The sequence below is a fragment of the Streptomyces sp. JLBG701 genome (assembly GCF_058544905.1).
This window is the reverse complement of record NZ_CM178588.1, coordinates 4,586,099-4,599,608: the sequence shown is the minus strand read 5'-3', so window position 1 is coordinate 4,599,608 and position 13,510 is coordinate 4,586,099. Positions and strand designations below refer to the sequence as shown.

Annotated in this window: 14 protein-coding genes; 4 read left to right on the top strand and 10 right to left on the bottom strand. The window is 69.2% G+C overall.

Going from position 1 to position 13,510, the window contains the following annotated elements; translation table 11 throughout:
• Positions 1 to 4: 4 nt before the first annotated feature.
• The 6 genes from AC5DRG_RS21050 to AC5DRG_RS21025 form a co-directional block, all read right to left on the bottom strand.
• Positions 5 to 394 carry a VOC family protein gene (locus AC5DRG_RS21050; protein ID WP_491812112.1) on the bottom strand — a complete coding sequence of 130 codons (390 nt, stop codon included), beginning with the start codon at positions 392 to 394 and terminating at the stop codon, positions 5 to 7.
• Positions 395 to 442: 48 nt separating this feature from the next.
• Positions 443 to 895 carry a cupredoxin domain-containing protein gene (locus tag AC5DRG_RS21045; protein WP_491812111.1) on the bottom strand — a complete coding sequence of 151 codons (453 nt, stop codon included), beginning with the start codon at positions 893 to 895 and terminating at the stop codon, positions 443 to 445.
• Positions 896 to 897: 2 nt separating this feature from the next.
• On the bottom strand, positions 898 to 1,257 hold the full coding sequence (locus AC5DRG_RS21040) for a hypothetical protein (RefSeq protein ID WP_491812110.1): 360 nt from the start codon (positions 1,255 to 1,257) through the stop codon (positions 898 to 900).
• Positions 1,258 to 1,379: 122 nt separating this feature from the next.
• Complete coding sequence (locus AC5DRG_RS21035; protein WP_491812109.1) at positions 1,380 to 1,544, bottom strand: hypothetical protein; 165 nt, start codon at positions 1,542 to 1,544, stop codon at positions 1,380 to 1,382.
• A 34-nt stretch (positions 1,545 to 1,578) separates the two neighbouring features.
• Complete coding sequence (locus tag AC5DRG_RS21030; RefSeq protein ID WP_491812107.1) at positions 1,579 to 1,800, bottom strand: hypothetical protein; 222 nt, start codon at positions 1,798 to 1,800, stop codon at positions 1,579 to 1,581.
• Between the two features lie 108 nt (positions 1,801 to 1,908).
• Positions 1,909 to 3,249, bottom strand: a complete 1,341-nt coding sequence (locus AC5DRG_RS21025) for a UDP-glucose dehydrogenase family protein (RefSeq protein WP_491812106.1) — start codon at positions 3,247 to 3,249, stop codon at positions 1,909 to 1,911.
• A 199-nt stretch (positions 3,250 to 3,448) separates the two neighbouring features.
• Here AC5DRG_RS21025 and AC5DRG_RS21020 point away from each other — a divergent pair, with 199 nt between their 5' ends.
• Both AC5DRG_RS21020 and AC5DRG_RS21015 read left to right on the top strand, forming a co-directional pair.
• The gene (locus AC5DRG_RS21020; RefSeq protein WP_491812105.1) at positions 3,449 to 4,606 is read left to right on the top strand and encodes an acyl-CoA dehydrogenase; all 1,158 of its coding nucleotides are present in this window, start codon (positions 3,449 to 3,451) and stop codon (positions 4,604 to 4,606) included.
• A 192-nt stretch (positions 4,607 to 4,798) separates the two neighbouring features.
• Entirely contained in the window at positions 4,799 to 5,149 is a 351-nt protein-coding gene (locus AC5DRG_RS21015) for a four-helix bundle copper-binding protein (protein WP_491812104.1), read from the top strand.
• A gap of 65 nt (positions 5,150 to 5,214) precedes the next feature.
• Here the strand turns inward: AC5DRG_RS21015 and AC5DRG_RS21010 are convergent, their stop codons facing one another.
• Positions 5,215 to 6,525 carry an LCP family protein gene (locus tag AC5DRG_RS21010; RefSeq protein WP_491812103.1) on the bottom strand — a complete coding sequence of 437 codons (1,311 nt, stop codon included), beginning with the start codon at positions 6,523 to 6,525 and terminating at the stop codon, positions 5,215 to 5,217.
• Positions 6,526 to 6,644: 119 nt separating this feature from the next.
• Here AC5DRG_RS21010 and AC5DRG_RS21005 point away from each other — a divergent pair, with 119 nt between their 5' ends.
• Positions 6,645 to 7,193, top strand: a complete 549-nt coding sequence (locus tag AC5DRG_RS21005) for an acyl-CoA thioesterase (RefSeq protein WP_491812102.1) — start codon at positions 6,645 to 6,647, stop codon at positions 7,191 to 7,193.
• A gap of 32 nt (positions 7,194 to 7,225) precedes the next feature.
• On the opposite strand, the gene AC5DRG_RS21000 is transcribed toward AC5DRG_RS21005, so the two are convergent.
• Positions 7,226 to 8,695, bottom strand: coding sequence for an LCP family protein (locus AC5DRG_RS21000; RefSeq protein WP_491812101.1), 1,470 nt, complete (start codon positions 8,693 to 8,695; stop codon positions 7,226 to 7,228).
• Positions 8,696 to 8,836: 141 nt separating this feature from the next.
• On the opposite strand from AC5DRG_RS21000, the gene AC5DRG_RS20995 reads away from it, so the two are divergent.
• The gene (locus AC5DRG_RS20995; RefSeq protein ID WP_491812100.1) at positions 8,837 to 9,868 is read left to right on the top strand and encodes a glycosyltransferase family 2 protein; all 1,032 of its coding nucleotides are present in this window, start codon (positions 8,837 to 8,839) and stop codon (positions 9,866 to 9,868) included.
• A 24-nt stretch (positions 9,869 to 9,892) separates the two neighbouring features.
• Here the strand turns inward: AC5DRG_RS20995 and AC5DRG_RS20990 are convergent, their stop codons facing one another.
• Positions 9,893 to 11,512: an LCP family protein gene (locus tag AC5DRG_RS20990; protein WP_491813104.1), complete on the bottom strand. Its 1,620-nt coding sequence runs from the start codon at positions 11,510 to 11,512 to the stop codon at positions 9,893 to 9,895.
• A 400-nt stretch (positions 11,513 to 11,912) separates the two neighbouring features.
• Positions 11,913 to 13,463: an LCP family protein gene (locus AC5DRG_RS20985; protein WP_491812099.1), complete on the bottom strand. Its 1,551-nt coding sequence runs from the start codon at positions 13,461 to 13,463 to the stop codon at positions 11,913 to 11,915.
• Positions 13,464 to 13,510: the final 47 nt, after the last annotated feature.

The window sequence follows — 13,510 nt, the reverse complement described above, 5'->3', positions numbered from 1 at the left end:
GTAGTCAGCCGGCCTGCTCGATCCGGCAGAGGCAGAACGGATGCCCTGCCGGATCGGCGTACACCCGGAAGTCCTCCTTGTCCTCCTGGTGCAGCGGTCGCGCCCCGAGCGCCAGCACGGCGGCCTCCGCGGCGTAGACCTCCTCCCACGTCGACCCGGCGTCGAAGTCGAGGTGGAACTGCTGCGAGTTCCGGTCCGCCCGCGGCCACTCCGGCGGCGTATACCCCTCCGCCCGCTGGAAGCCAAGGCGCGGCCCGCCCGGAATCGGCAGTACGACCCACTCGTCGTCCTCCGACAGGGGCGTACCGCCCACCACCCCGGCGTAGAACGCGGCGAGCGCATGCGGGTCGGGACAGTCGAGCACGACGGTACGGAAACGTGCCACGGCAGGCATGAGGCCCTCCAGAATCTCCGCGGTTACCTTTGCTGCCGACGGTAGCGGTTACTCACGTGGCGCCGCCGACCTCGAGCCAACCAGAAGCAGGCACATCACGGCGGAGGCGGGCGTGGTGGCGGTGGCTGAGGGCTTGGACGGGGTCGGGGAAGCGGTTCGCGGTGCCTTGCTGCTCGCCGAGGGGAGGGTCATGCCGATGGTCTTACTCGTCCCCTGCGAGCTTGCCGTCGAGGCCGCCTCGTGGTGGGAGTGCGTGGGCGTCGCCGCCTGTACCGCGATTCCGGCCGTCATGTCCGGATGCACGGTGCAGTAGTAGCCGTAGGAACCGGCCGTGCCGAAGGTGAAGGTCCAGCTCTCGCCCTTGTCCAGCATGGGGGAGTGGATCGAGACGGGGCCCGAGGTGGTCTTCACGTCGTGCGGGGCCGTGTCCTGGTTGGTCCAGGTGACCGTGGATCCGGCGGGGACGGTGAGGGTCGCGGGCATGAAGGCGTACCCCTTCATGGTCACGCTGTAGGAGGCCGCAGCAGCACAAGGAAGCGGACCCCGCGCACGTGTAGATCGCCGATCACCTGCAACCGCCGTCCCCCGTCGAGGAGTTCGAGCTCGCCGGAGGTGAGTACGGCGGAGGTGTCGTCGTCCCGGTCGAGGCCCGCGAAGTCGAAGCTGAGGGACGGGTGTTCGGGCTCGTCAGGAGGCCCGTCGGGCACGGTCAGTGAGGCTTCGGTGAGGCGCAGGCGGCGGCGCCGGGTGGGCAACGGGCCGTACCAGGCGGTGAGTTCGACGATCGAGCGGCCGGCGGCCACGGCGTACCGGCCGGGGCGCGGCAGCGTGCCGGAAGGGATGGGCAGGGTGACGGTTGTCATCCCGGTTCTCCTTGGAAGCGGTTCCCGATGTGGCGGAGGTGTGGAGAATGGGACAGGCGCCGGTCCGGCCGACTGAGCCTCGGCCGGACCGGCGTCCGTCTGTACGCGTCGCGCTGGGTGGGTCAGCAGCTGGTGGTGAGGAAGTCCGTGGTGGGTGTGAGCATGTGCTCGACCCACACCGTGTGCATCTTGATGTACGAGTCGAGCGCCAGCGCGTCCTGGACCTGCTGGCCCGGGGACTGCTCCAGGTGCGCCGAGTAGAGGTGCTGGAGGATCGGCAGCAGCACGTTCTGGACGCTGGTGCACTGCTCGTCGCCGCCGTCACCGGTGCCGCCCGTGGCCGTCGGGGTGGCCGTCGGCTCGCTGGTCGGAGTGGCCGTGGGCTTGGCCGGTCCCGGTCCCCGGAACCGAGGTGCCCGGTACGGGGCTCGCCGGTGCCGTGGCCGCCGGGGGTGCGGCGGCCTGGTCGGAGCCGGAGCCGGAGCCGGAGCCGGAGGCGGCGGGGGCGCCGATACCGGAGGCGTAGCCCAGCACGATCACCACGGCGCCGACGAGCGCTCCATCGGGAGCCGTCGCTGCCCAGACGCGACAAGGCCCCGGCGTTCTCGCGCCGGGGCCCTGCCCTGCTCTGTGGAGCGTTTGCGAAGGTTTTCAGGCCGTCGGACGCCCCATCGCCCGGTAGGTCCACCCGGCCTTCCGCCACAGCGCCGGGTCGAGCGCGTTGCGTCCGTCGAGGATCAGCCGGACCGCCGCGACCTCGCCCAGTGTCGCCGGGTCCAGCTCGCGGAACTCCCGCCACTCCGTCAGGTGGAGTACGGCGTCGGCGCCCCGCACCGCTTCGACGGCCGAGTAGGCGTATCCGAGCGTGGGGAAGACCCGGCGGGCGTTCTCCATGCCCTTGGGGTCGTAGACCGTCACCTGGCCGCCCTGGAGGTGGATCTGCCCGGCGACGTTCAGCGCGGGCGAGTCGCGGACGTCGTCCGAGTCGGGCTTGAAGCTGGCGCCGAGCACGGCGACCCGCTTGCCGAGGAAGGAGCCGCCGAGGGCCTCGCGGGCCAGTTCCACCATCTGGCCGCGCTGGCGCATGTTGATCGAGTCGATCTCGCGCAGGAAGGTCAACGCCTGGTCGGCACCCAGCTCACCGGCGCGGGCCATGAAGGCGCGGATGTCCTTGGGCAGGCAGCCGCCGCCGAACCCGATACCCGCCCGCAGGAACTTCTTGCCGATCCGGTCGTCGTACCCGATGGCCTCGGCGAGCTTGGCGACATCGCCACCGGAGGCCTCGCACATCTCCGCCATCGCGTTGATGAAGGAGATCTTGGTGGCGAGGAAGGAGTTCGCGGACGTCTTCACCAGTTCGGCGGTGGGGAAGTCGGTGACGACGAAGGGCGTCCCCTCGCCGACGGGGCCGGCGTACACCTTGCGCAGCAGCTTCTCGGCCCGCTCGCTGCGCACGCCGACCACGATCCGGTCGGGGTGCAGCGTGTCGTCGACGGCGAAGCCCTCGCGCAGGAACTCCGGGTTCCAGGCAAGCTCGGCGTCCGCGCCGGCGGGTGCGTGCTCGGCGAGGTAGGCGGCCAGGCGCTCGGCGGAACCGACGGGCACGGTGGACTTGCCGACGACGAGGGCGGGGCCGGTGAGGTGGGGCGCGAGGGCCGCGAAGGCGGAGTCGACGTACGACATGTCCGCGGCGTACTCGCCGTGCCGCTGAGGCGTGTTCACACAGACGAAGTGCACGTCCCCGAAGGCGGCCACCTCGGCCCAGTCCATGGTGAAGCGCAGCCGCCCGGAGGACCCCTCGATGCCCGCGACATGCTTGCGCAGCAGCTCCTCAAGGCCGGGCTCGTACATGGGGACCTGCCCCCGCTGGAGCATCTCGATCTTCTTGGGCACGACGTCAAGGCCAAGCACCTCGAAGCCCAGCTCGGCCATGGCCGCGGCGTGCGTGGCGCCGAGGTAGCCGGTACCGATCACGGTGATCTTGAGGCTCATGGGTGCTCCAGAGAGGTACGGCGTGGGTGCGCTGCCTGAGCATAGTCGGGGCTTGCGCTAGGCCCTCAGCGGACACTTTTCCCTCTGTCGCCAAGCTCACGTATCACTCCCGTGGGCGTGCCTCTAAAATTTGGGTTACTTAACGGTAATTAGCGCCATCACCACAGATCACCACAGTGTCCTTGGAGCGTGAGAGACCTTGGCCGGATCGGCTGACTTCGACCTGTACCGCCCGTCCGAGGAGCACGACATGCTCCGCGACGCCATCCGCTCGCTGGCCGAGGCGAAGATCGCGCCGTACGCCGCCGCAGTGGACGAAGAGGCCCGCTTCCCCCAGGAGGCGCTCGACGCCCTGGTCGCCAACGACCTGCACGCGGTGCACGTACCGGAGTCGTACGGCGGCGCGGGCGCGGACGCGCTCGCCACGGTGATCGTGATCGAGGAGGTGGCGCGGGTCTGCGTCTCCTCCTCCCTCATCCCCGCGGTCAACAAGCTGGGCTCGCTCCCCGTGATCCTCTCGGGCTCCGAGGACCTGAAGAAGAAGTACCTGGCGCCGCTGGCCAAGGGCGACGCGATGTTCTCGTACGCCCTCTCCGAGCCGGACGCGGGCTCGGACGCGGCCGGCATGAAGACGAAGGCGGTCCGCGACGGCGACCACTACGTGCTGAACGGCGTGAAGCGCTGGATCACCAACGCGGGCGTCTCTGAGTACTACACGGTGATGGCGGTGACGGACCCGACGAAGCGCTCCAAGGGCATCTCGGCGTTCGTGGTCGAGAAGTCGGACGAGGGCGTCTCCTTCGGTGCCCCCGAGAAGAAGCTCGGCATCAAGGGCTCACCGACCCGCGAGGTCTACCTCGACAACGTCCGCATCCCCGCCGACCGCATGATCGGCGAGGAGGGCACCGGCTTCGCCACGGCGATGAAGACCCTGGACCACACCCGCATCACGATCGCCGCCCAGGCCCTCGGCGTCGCCCAGGGCGCCCTCGACTACGCCAAGGGCTATGTCCAGGAGCGCAAGCAGTTCGGCAAGCCGATCGCCGAGTTCCAGGGCATCCAGTTCATGCTCGCCGACATGGCCATGAAGATCGAGGCCGCCCGCCAGCTGACCTACGCGGCGGCGGCCAAGTCCGAGCGCGGCGACAAGGACCTCACCTTCCAGGGCGCGGCGGCCAAGTGCTTCGCCTCGGACGTCGCGATGGAGGTCACGACGGACGCGGTCCAGCTGCTCGGCGGGTACGGCTACACGCGGGACTACCCGGTCGAGCGGATGATGCGCGACGCCAAGATCACCCAGATCTACGAGGGTACGAACCAGGTCCAGCGGATCGTGATGGCCAGGAACCTGCCTTAATCGATTGGCGTATCGACGACGAAGCCCTCGGAGGGATTCCGGGGGCTTTTGTCGCTTTGGTGGCGGGGATTTCGTAGCGAATTGTCGCGGAATATCGGCGTCCGCCCGATGGCGTGACCCGCCGATGAGGCGTACGACGGTAGGGCACGGGGCCCCGCCCCGGGACCCCCTTCCCTCCCCAGGAGGAACGCCATGAGCACCCAGCCCCGGACCACGACGACGATGAGCAAGGCGATGCAGGACTGCGTCGAGGCGTGCATGGCCTGCCACAACATGTGCGAGGAGACCATGAGCGCGTGCATGCAGATGGGCGGCCAGGCCCAGATGCAGATCATGCGCGCGCTCATGGATTGCTCGGAGATGACCCGCATGTGCGCCGACATGATGATGCGGCGCTCGCCCATGTCGGCCGAGATGTGCGTGATGTGCGCCAAGGCGTGCGACATGTGTGCCGAGGCGTGTATGTCCATGCCGGAGGATCCCCAGCTGATGCGCTGCGCCGAGTCCTGTCGCCGCGCCGCCGAGATGTGCCGCGCGATGTGAGGTCCTCCGCCTGAACGCACTCAGGGGCACCCACACGGGTGCCCCTGAGTGCGTACCGCCCGACGTCAGTTGCCCGACACCGTCACCTTCTCGTCGTTCTTCAGCTCGTCCACCAGCGTCTTCACCTTCGTCTTGTCCCAGATGAGGTTGCCGCCGGAGGAGCCGGAGATGGGCATGTTCATCGACTTGCCGTCGCCGCCCGTGACGCCCTTCATCGCCCAGAACATGTCGGCCAGGTCGAACAGGCCCATGTCCTTGTCGACGATCAGGGTGTCGAGGCCCGCACTCATCGTCGGGTACAGCTTGAAGGGGTTCAGGACCGTGCTCGGCGTCGCGACCTGGTTGGCCAGGGCCGCGAGGAACTTCTGCTGGTTCTTCGTACGGTCCAGGTCACTGCCCGCGAGGGCGTACCGGGTGCGGACGAAGGCCAGGGCCTGCTCGCCGTTGAGGGTCTGCTTGCCCGCCTTGAAGTTGGCGCCGGACTTGGTGTCCTTCATCCCGCCCTTGGGGATGGTGATCTCCACGCCACCGACCGAGTCCACGATGTTCGCGAAGCCCGCGAAGCCGATCTCGACGTAATGGTCGATGTGCAGACCGGTGTTGAACTCGACCGTCCGCACGAGCAGTTCGGGCCCGTCCTCCGCGTACGCGGCGTTCAGCTTCACGTGTCGGCCCGTGCCCTCGTACGTCTTGCCGGACTCGGACCCGACGAAGGTCGGGATCTCGACGTCCGAGTCGCGGGGGAGCGAGATGAGCGTCGAGCCGTTGTCGCCGGTGTGCAGGATCATCATCGAGTCCGTGCGCTTGCCGTCGGCGGACCCGGTGTGCAGCGCCTTCTTCTCCGCGGCGGTCATACCCTCACGGCTGTCGGAGCCGACGATCAGGTAGTTCGTGCCCTCGCCCGCGTCCGGCCGGTCGATGACCTTGGAGAGGTCGACCTCGCGGTTCAGCTTGGAGTCGGCCCAGAAGTACGTGCCGACGGACACCACGACCGCCAGCGTGACCAGCGTGATCGCCGTCCACTTGATCCGGCGCCGCCAGTTCGGCGCGGGGCGCGCACCCCGGTCGTCGTAGTCGTCGTAGTCGCCGGGGCCGCCGTGACCGCCGCCGCCCGGGGAGCCGTAGACCTGGCCGGTGTTGTAGCCGCTGTCGTAGTCGTTGCCGCCGTTGTAACCGCCGTCACCGTAGCCCTGGCCGCCGCCGTACGGCTGCTGCTGAGGGACTCCGCCGTAGGGCGGGGCGCTCGGCGGGACCGGCTGGCCGCGCCGGACCTGACGCATCACGCGCGCGCCTTCCGGCTGTGCGCCGGCGCTGCCGCGACCGTACCGGCGGTTGTCCCGGTTGTCGCCGTTCCATCCCTCGGGCCACTCATTCATGCCGACCAGTGTGCAGGGTAGGACTGTGTCCTTTACAAGGGTCGTCGGAAAATCAGGTCACGGCTGTTGCGAACCCAACACAAAGTCCGCAGAAGTGACCCCGGCATAAGGTGGAGGCCATGACAGACCAGGCCCCCGCCGCGGAGTCCGATATTCCGGGCAAGCTCACTTCCGCGTCCCGCACCACCCTCAGCCACATCATGAGCCACAACGACACCAACCTCCTCGGTACGGTGCACGGCGGCGTGATCATGAAGCTGGTCGACGACGCGGCGGGCGCCGTGGCCGGCCGGCACAGCGGCGGGCCCGCAGTCACCGCGTCCATGGACGAGATGGCGTTCCTTGAGCCGATCCGCGTCGGCGACCTCGTCCATGTCAAGGCCCAGGTCAACTGGACCGGCCGAACCTCGATGGAGATCGGCGTCCGCGTCCTGGCCGAGCGCTGGAACGAGTCCACCCCGGCCACCCAGGTCGGCTCCGCCTACCTCGTCTTCACCGCGGTGGACGCCGACGGCAAGCCCCGCCGCGTGCCTCCGGTGATCCCGGAGACCGAGCGCGACAGGCGGCGGTATCAGGAGGCCCAGATCCGCCGGACCCATCGGCTGGCCCGGCGGCGGGCGATCGTAGAACTGCGGGAGCGGCGGGCGGCCGAGGGACTCGACGACTGAGACCCCATGACGACCGCCCCCCAGGACAGGTCCTACGCGCACCCCACCTGATCCCCGGTGACCACGCCGAACTCCCCCTGCTGCGGATCCTCCGCCTTCACCTTCCGCACCTGCCTGAAGTCCGCTCCGGCGATCACCTTCAGCACCGGTCCTTGCCCCTTCACCGCCCGCAGCTCACTCCCGGGCAGTGCGGCGGCCAGCGACTTCGCGGACCGGTCCCACCGGGGGTCGTAGACGACGACGGTCCGCTTCACCTCACGGTCCGCCGCCGTCACCGGCCGCCGTGTCGTACGGAACCCGGTCCCCGCCAGCTCCGCGTCCACGCGCTTGCCGAGCCCGGACGTCGCCGTCCCGTTCTCCACCTGGACGCGGATCTGCTGTGGGGCCACGTCCACCCGCACGGCCTTGCTGCGCGGCCGGTGCACGGCCAGCGGCTTGTCGTCGCGCAGGGCCTGGAAGAGGCGCCCGGACTTCACGGGGTCCCACTTCAGCGTCGAACCGATGCCCTTCACGGCGTACCCCATCCGCCCGATCGGCACGGTCGTGAACTCGGACGACGACGGTGAGAAGTTCCGCATCGCCCGGCCGAGGTCGAGCAGCTCGTCCGTGCCGAAGCCCTTGTCGGCCCGTACGGAGCCCAGGACGGCCCGGGTGATGTCGCGGAACTTCATCGGGTTGAGGAGGATCCCGGAGGACGTCGCCCGTTCGATGAGGGCCGCCAGGAAACGCTGCTGGCGTTGCATGCGGCCGAGGTCGGAGGCGCCGTCGACGTGCCGGGAGCGGACGTACTGGAGTGCCTGGCCGCCCATGAGTCGGTGGTTGCCGGCCGGCAGGTCGAGGCCGGTGTACGAGTCCTTCAGGGGCTGGGCGGTGCAGATCCGGACGCCGCCGAGGACGTCGACCGTCTTCATGAAGCTGGTGAAGTCGACCTCCAGATAGTGGTCGATCTTCACATGGGTCATGCTCTCGACGGTCCGCACGGTGAGGTTGGGGCCGCCCTCCGCGTACGCCGCGTTGATCTTGATGGCGTGGCCGTGGTGCCGGTCGCCGGTGGTCTCGTCGACATGCGGGGGCGTCAGGGCGTACGAGTCGCGGGGCAGGCTGATCACGCTGGCCCGCTCCCGGTCCTCCGAGATGTGCACGATCATGATCGTGTCGGTGCAGTGGCAGGGGGCGCCGCCCAGCCGGAACCTGCGCCGCTCGGCCTCGCTGATCTTGTCGCGGCCGTCGGTGCCGACCAGCAGGACGTTCATGCCGTGGCTCGCACGCGGCCGGTTCTTCATGTCCCTGAAGGGATCGACGCGGGCGATGTCAGCGTCGAGGCTGGTGACGACCGCGTGCCCGATCCCGGCGGAGGCGAGGACGACCACGGACAGCGTGGTCACCGCCCGCATGGCCCAGCGCGGCTTCTTACGCCGTACGGGCGGCCGGGGCCTGCGGGACGACGGCGGCTGCGGACGGCGCTGTGGGCGGGCAGGGGAGCGGGGCGGTGTGGTGGGCAAGGGGGGACACCTCCGCGAAGGCCTTGCGGCGGGGGGTATGGGGGATCCGCGAGCACCGTAGGCCCATACGATCTGTGGCCCGGTGCACCTCCCCGGGCGGGGCGCATCCGTGTCCCCCGTTCGCGGTAACGTGAGCCCCCTATGAACGCCATTCCCGACGTGCAGCTCCCCGCCGTTTCCGTGATCATGCCGGTCCTCGACGAGGAGCGGCATCTGCGCGGAGCCGTCCAAGCGATCCTCGCGCAGGAGTACGCCGGCGAGATGGAGGTCGTGCTCGCCCTCGGTCCGTCCACGGACCGCACGGACGAGATCGCCGCCGCACTCGTCGCAGAAGACGCGCGTGTACACACCGTGCCCAACCCCGCCGGCCGCACCCCCGCCGCGCTGAACGCCGCGATCAAGGCCTCCCGCCATCCGATCGTCGTCCGCGTCGACGGACACGGCATGCTCTCGCCCAACTACATCGCGACGGCCGTACGTCTCCTGGAGGAGACCGGCGCGCAGAACGTCGGCGGCATCATGCACGCCGAGGGCGAGAACGACTGGGAGCACGCGGTCGCCGCCGCGATGACCTCGAAGATCGGGGTCGGCAACGCGGCCTTCCACACGGGCGGGGAGGCCGGGCCGGCCGAGACCGTCTACCTCGGCGTCTTCCGGCGCGAGGCGCTGGAGCAGCAGGGCGGCTACAACGAGGAGTTCATCCGCGCCCAGGACTGGGAGCTCAACTTCCGGATCCGGGAGGCGGGCGGGCTCATCTGGTTCTCGCCCGAGCTGCGGGTGTCGTACCGGCCGCGGCCGACCGTGAAGGCGCTGGCCAAGCAGTACAAGGACTACGGCCGTTGGCGGCACGTCGTCGCCCGCTACCACGAGGGCTCCATCAACCTGCGCTACCTCGCCCCGCCGATCGCGGTGGCCGCGATCGCGGCGGGTGTGGTCCTGGGCGCGCTGGTGACTCCGTTCGGTTTCCTGATCCCCGGCGGCTATCTCGCGGCGATCGTCCTCGGGTCCCTCCCCGCGGGCAAGGGGCTGCCGCTGAAGGCACGGCTGCGGATTCCCGTCGCCCTCGCCACCATGCACATGTGCTGGGGCTGGGGCTTCCTCACCAGTCCCAGGGCGCTGGCGAGGAAGGTCATCGCGTCCCGGCGCCCCGCGGTGCTCAGCTCCGCCGGCTGAACACCGCGAGACATCCGGCCCGGCCTACCAGGTGTAGGCCGGGTCGACGTGCATACAGGCCGTGGTGTCCGAGCCGTTGAGGGCGTCGGCCGACTCCGGTGTCGTGTCGTCCTCCTCCTCGACGGTGTACTTCGTGCCCGACGTCCAGTCCGCGCCGACGACCAGGGTGACCCCGGAGACGTCCGTCGACTTCTTCACCGAACTCGTGGGGATACCGAAGGCCTTGGCGACCCGCTGGGCGTCGGCCTCCAGGTCGGCGCTCGGGTAGCGGACGAGCGTCTTGTCCTCGCTGAGGATGGTCGAGGCGTCCGCGGCGGCCTCGGTGAAGCCCTTGTCGACCAAGAGTTCGGTCACGGCGGTTGCCCGGCCGCTGACCGCCGACGTCGTGCTGGTCCGGGTGCCGTTCTGCACCTGCACCGCGATCTTGTCGTCCGCGGCCGCCTTGTCCGTCGTAGCGGACGCGGTCGCCTCGGTCGTCGTCTTCTTCTTGTCCTTGCCGTCCAGCGCGATGTCCTCGCGCACCAGCCGGAACAGCTTGTCCGCGTCGGTCGGCTTGGGCACCACGCGGTTGCCGTCCGTGGCGTACTGCCACGGCATCGTCGTCATGGTGATGCGCTTGGTGGGGACCTTCTTGAGCTCGGTCGCGAGGCCGTACATCTTCGTGATGGAGCCCAGACCGTCGTCGACCGTGATCGCCTTGGTCGCCGCCTCCGCGAGCTTGCGCAGCTTGTTCGGGTTGCTCAGCGAGGCGTTGGCGCGCAGTTCGCGGACCATCGAGTTCATGTACTGGTGCTGGGCCTTGGTACGGGCGATGTCGGTGTCGTCCTCGAAGCCGTACCGCGTACGCAGCCACTGCAGGGCCTGCTTGCCCTTGACGGCCGTGGTGCCCTTCTCCAGCTTCAGACCGGAGCCCTTGCCGGAGGAGGTGTGGGAGTAGACGTTGGCGTCCACACAGACCGGCACACCGCCGATCGCGTCCGCCATCGACACCACGCCCGAGAAGTCGACCATCATGAAGTGGTCGATGTGGATGTCGGTCAGCTTCTCCCACGTCGCCACCGTGCAGCCGGGGCCGCCGCGGGTGAGCGAGGCGTTGGTGATCGTGTCGTCGCTGGCCGCGTAGACGTCACCGCTGTCGGGGTCCGTGCACTTGGGTATGTCGACCAGGGTGTCGCGCGGCATGCTGACGACCGACATGTTGGTGCGGTCCGCGGAGACGTGCAGCAGCATCTGGACGTCGGCGCGCGCCGCGGTGCCGATGTCGGTGGCGCCGCCGAGCTTCTGGTTCTCCGCGGAGTCCCGCGCGTCCGAGCCGATGAGCAGGATGTTCAGCGCGGTCTGCCCGGCCGCGTTCGCCTCGGTCTTGGCCGCCCTGTCCTTGGCGTCGCCGATGTTGAGGTCGTCCTTCTTGATGTTGGCGTTCAGGTGCCGGTAGTAGAGGTATCCCGCCCCCGCGGTCCCCACTATCACCACCGCCAGCGTGATCGCCGTCCAGCGCAGTACGCGCCGTCTGCGCCGTCGCCGGACGAGGTCGCGGCCGCCTTTCCGCCCACCGCCGTGCCGGCCCCCCTCGCCGGCCGCGGTGTCCGGGCCCTGCGGTGTGAGGGACATCGTGTCCTCAACCGCGGGCACCTCCGTCCGCATGCTGCTCTGCGTCAATTCCCTGCCCCTCCCCACCCCTGCGCGCCTGACACGGGCCCGCCACACGTCATGTACGACGCTTGACGGACCCGCTGGTTGTACTGGGCGCACTCGACCTCACCCCGGGGCGGCGTCATCGCCGGCAGCCCCTGGGAGTTCCTGCGTGCCTGTCCGTGTGGGTCAAGTGCGTACGCGGGCGGGGTTCCTCGGCTGCGTCGGCGAGGAATGCCCGAGTGCTCGGACTTGGTCACGCGTGCATCATTCTGTAGCCAGTTATCAGTTCCCTGTGCGAAACCGACAGGATTGGTGGCCCCACTCCTGACGATTTATGCGGCAGATCTACACGCGGTGACCGAAGACCTACCGGCGGTGCGGGAGAGCGCTTTCAGTTGTACGTCGCGTACTACCAGCGGTACGGGGAGTAAACGTCCATGCACTGGCCGGCGTCCGACCCGTTGATGGCGTCGGCGGTGTCGGGTACGTCACCGGCCTCGGGAGTTGACTGCTTCGGATAAGTGGACCCCGTACGCCAGTCGGCGCCGACGACGAGCGTGACCCCGGAGACGGCGGTCGACCTCTCCACCGAGCCCGCCGGGATACCGAGGGCCTCGGCGACCCGCTGGGCGTCGCCCTTCAGATCGGCGCTCGGATAGCGGATCACGGTCGTGCCGACCGCCGTTGCCGCCGCCGACCTGTCCGGGGCCGCACTGCTGAAGCCCTGCCGGACCAGCGCCTGGCTCACCGCGGTCGCCCGCCCGTCGACGGCGGCCTGGGTGTCCGTGCCGGTGCCGTTCTGTACGAGGACACCGATCTCGCCGTCCGCCGCGACCGGATCGCCGGAGGCGGGCTTGGCGCTCGCCGTCGAAGTCGCCTTCTTCTTCCCGCCCTTGTCGTCGAAGGGCACGTCGTCGCGGATCATCGTCCAGACCTTCTCGGCGTCCGCGCCCGGCAGCAGATGGTTCGCGTCCTGGTCGTCCTGCTTGACCGGCATGGTCGTCATGGTGATGCGGTTGGTCGGCACCGTCTTGAGCTGCATCCCCAGGTCGTACAGCTTCTTGACCGTGCCGATCTCCTCGGAGACCGTCAGCGACTTGGTGGCCGCCTCCGCGAGCGCCGTCAGCCGCCCGGCGTCGGTGAAGGCGTTCTGCTCCTTGAGCGTGCGGATCATCGAGTTCATGTACATGTGCTGGGCCCTGGCCCGCAGCGGGTCGCTGCCCCAGGCGTGCCGGGTGCGCAGCCACTGGAGGGCCTGCTTGCCCTTGACCTTCTTCGTCCCGGCCTTCAGCTTCAGGCCGGAGCCGCCGGACGCGGTGGGCAGCGGACGGTCCCACACGTTCTGCTTCACACAGACCTCGACACCGCCGATGGCGTCCGCCATGGACACCACGCCCGCGAAGTCGATCATCATCCAGTGGTCGATGTAGACACCGGTGAGGTTCTGCCAGGTGTCCAGCGTGCAGCCGGGTCCGCCGCGGGCGAGCGACTCGTTGATGATGGTGTTGGTGGCCGGGTAACTCTCCCCGGTCTCGGGGTCCTTGCACGCGGGGATGTCGACCCGGGTGTCGCGCGGAATGCTCACCACCGCGGCGCTTTTGCGGTCCGCGGAGAGATGGATGAGCATCTGCACGTCGGCGAGCGGCGGGTTGCCGCGGTTGTCCCTGCTGCCGCCCAGCGCCACGTTCTCGTCGGAGTTCCGGCTGTCGGAACCGATGAGCAGGATGTTCAGGGGCGTCTGCCCGGCCGCGTTCGGTGCCGTCTTCCGCGCCTTGGAGTCGCCGCTGCTGCGCTCACCCTTGTCGATGTTGCCGTTCAGATGCTCGTAGTAGAGGTACCCGGCGCCGGCCGTGCCGAGTATCAGCACCGCCAGGGTCGAGGCCGACCAGCGCAGCACGCGGTGCTTGCGCTTGGGCGGCAGCCGTCTCCTCGAACCCCTCGAAGCCTCTGAGCCCCCCAAAACCCCAGACTGCGTCAAAACCCCCGCCTCCCCACCCCTATGACAAC

Coding starts and splice junctions, on each gene's coding strand:
- AC5DRG_RS21050 (WP_491812112.1), bottom strand. CDS start 394: ATGCCTGCCGTGGCACGTTTCCGTACCGTCGTGCTCGACTGTCCCGAC.
- AC5DRG_RS21045 (WP_491812111.1), bottom strand. CDS start 895: ATGAAGGGGTACGCCTTCATGCCCGCGACCCTCACCGTCCCCGCCGGA.
- AC5DRG_RS21040 (WP_491812110.1), bottom strand. CDS start 1,257: ATGACAACCGTCACCCTGCCCATCCCTTCCGGCACGCTGCCGCGCCCC.
- AC5DRG_RS21025 (WP_491812106.1), bottom strand. CDS start 3,249: ATGAGCCTCAAGATCACCGTGATCGGTACCGGCTACCTCGGCGCCACG.
- AC5DRG_RS21015 (WP_491812104.1), top strand. CDS start 4,799: ATGAGCACCCAGCCCCGGACCACGACGACGATGAGCAAGGCGATGCAG.
- AC5DRG_RS21010 (WP_491812103.1), bottom strand. CDS start 6,525: ATGAATGAGTGGCCCGAGGGATGGAACGGCGACAACCGGGACAACCGC.
- AC5DRG_RS21005 (WP_491812102.1), top strand. CDS start 6,645: ATGACAGACCAGGCCCCCGCCGCGGAGTCCGATATTCCGGGCAAGCTC.
- AC5DRG_RS20995 (WP_491812100.1), top strand. CDS start 8,837: ATGAACGCCATTCCCGACGTGCAGCTCCCCGCCGTTTCCGTGATCATG.
- AC5DRG_RS20990 (WP_491813104.1), bottom strand. CDS start 11,512: ATGCGGACGGAGGTGCCCGCGGTTGAGGACACGATGTCCCTCACACCG.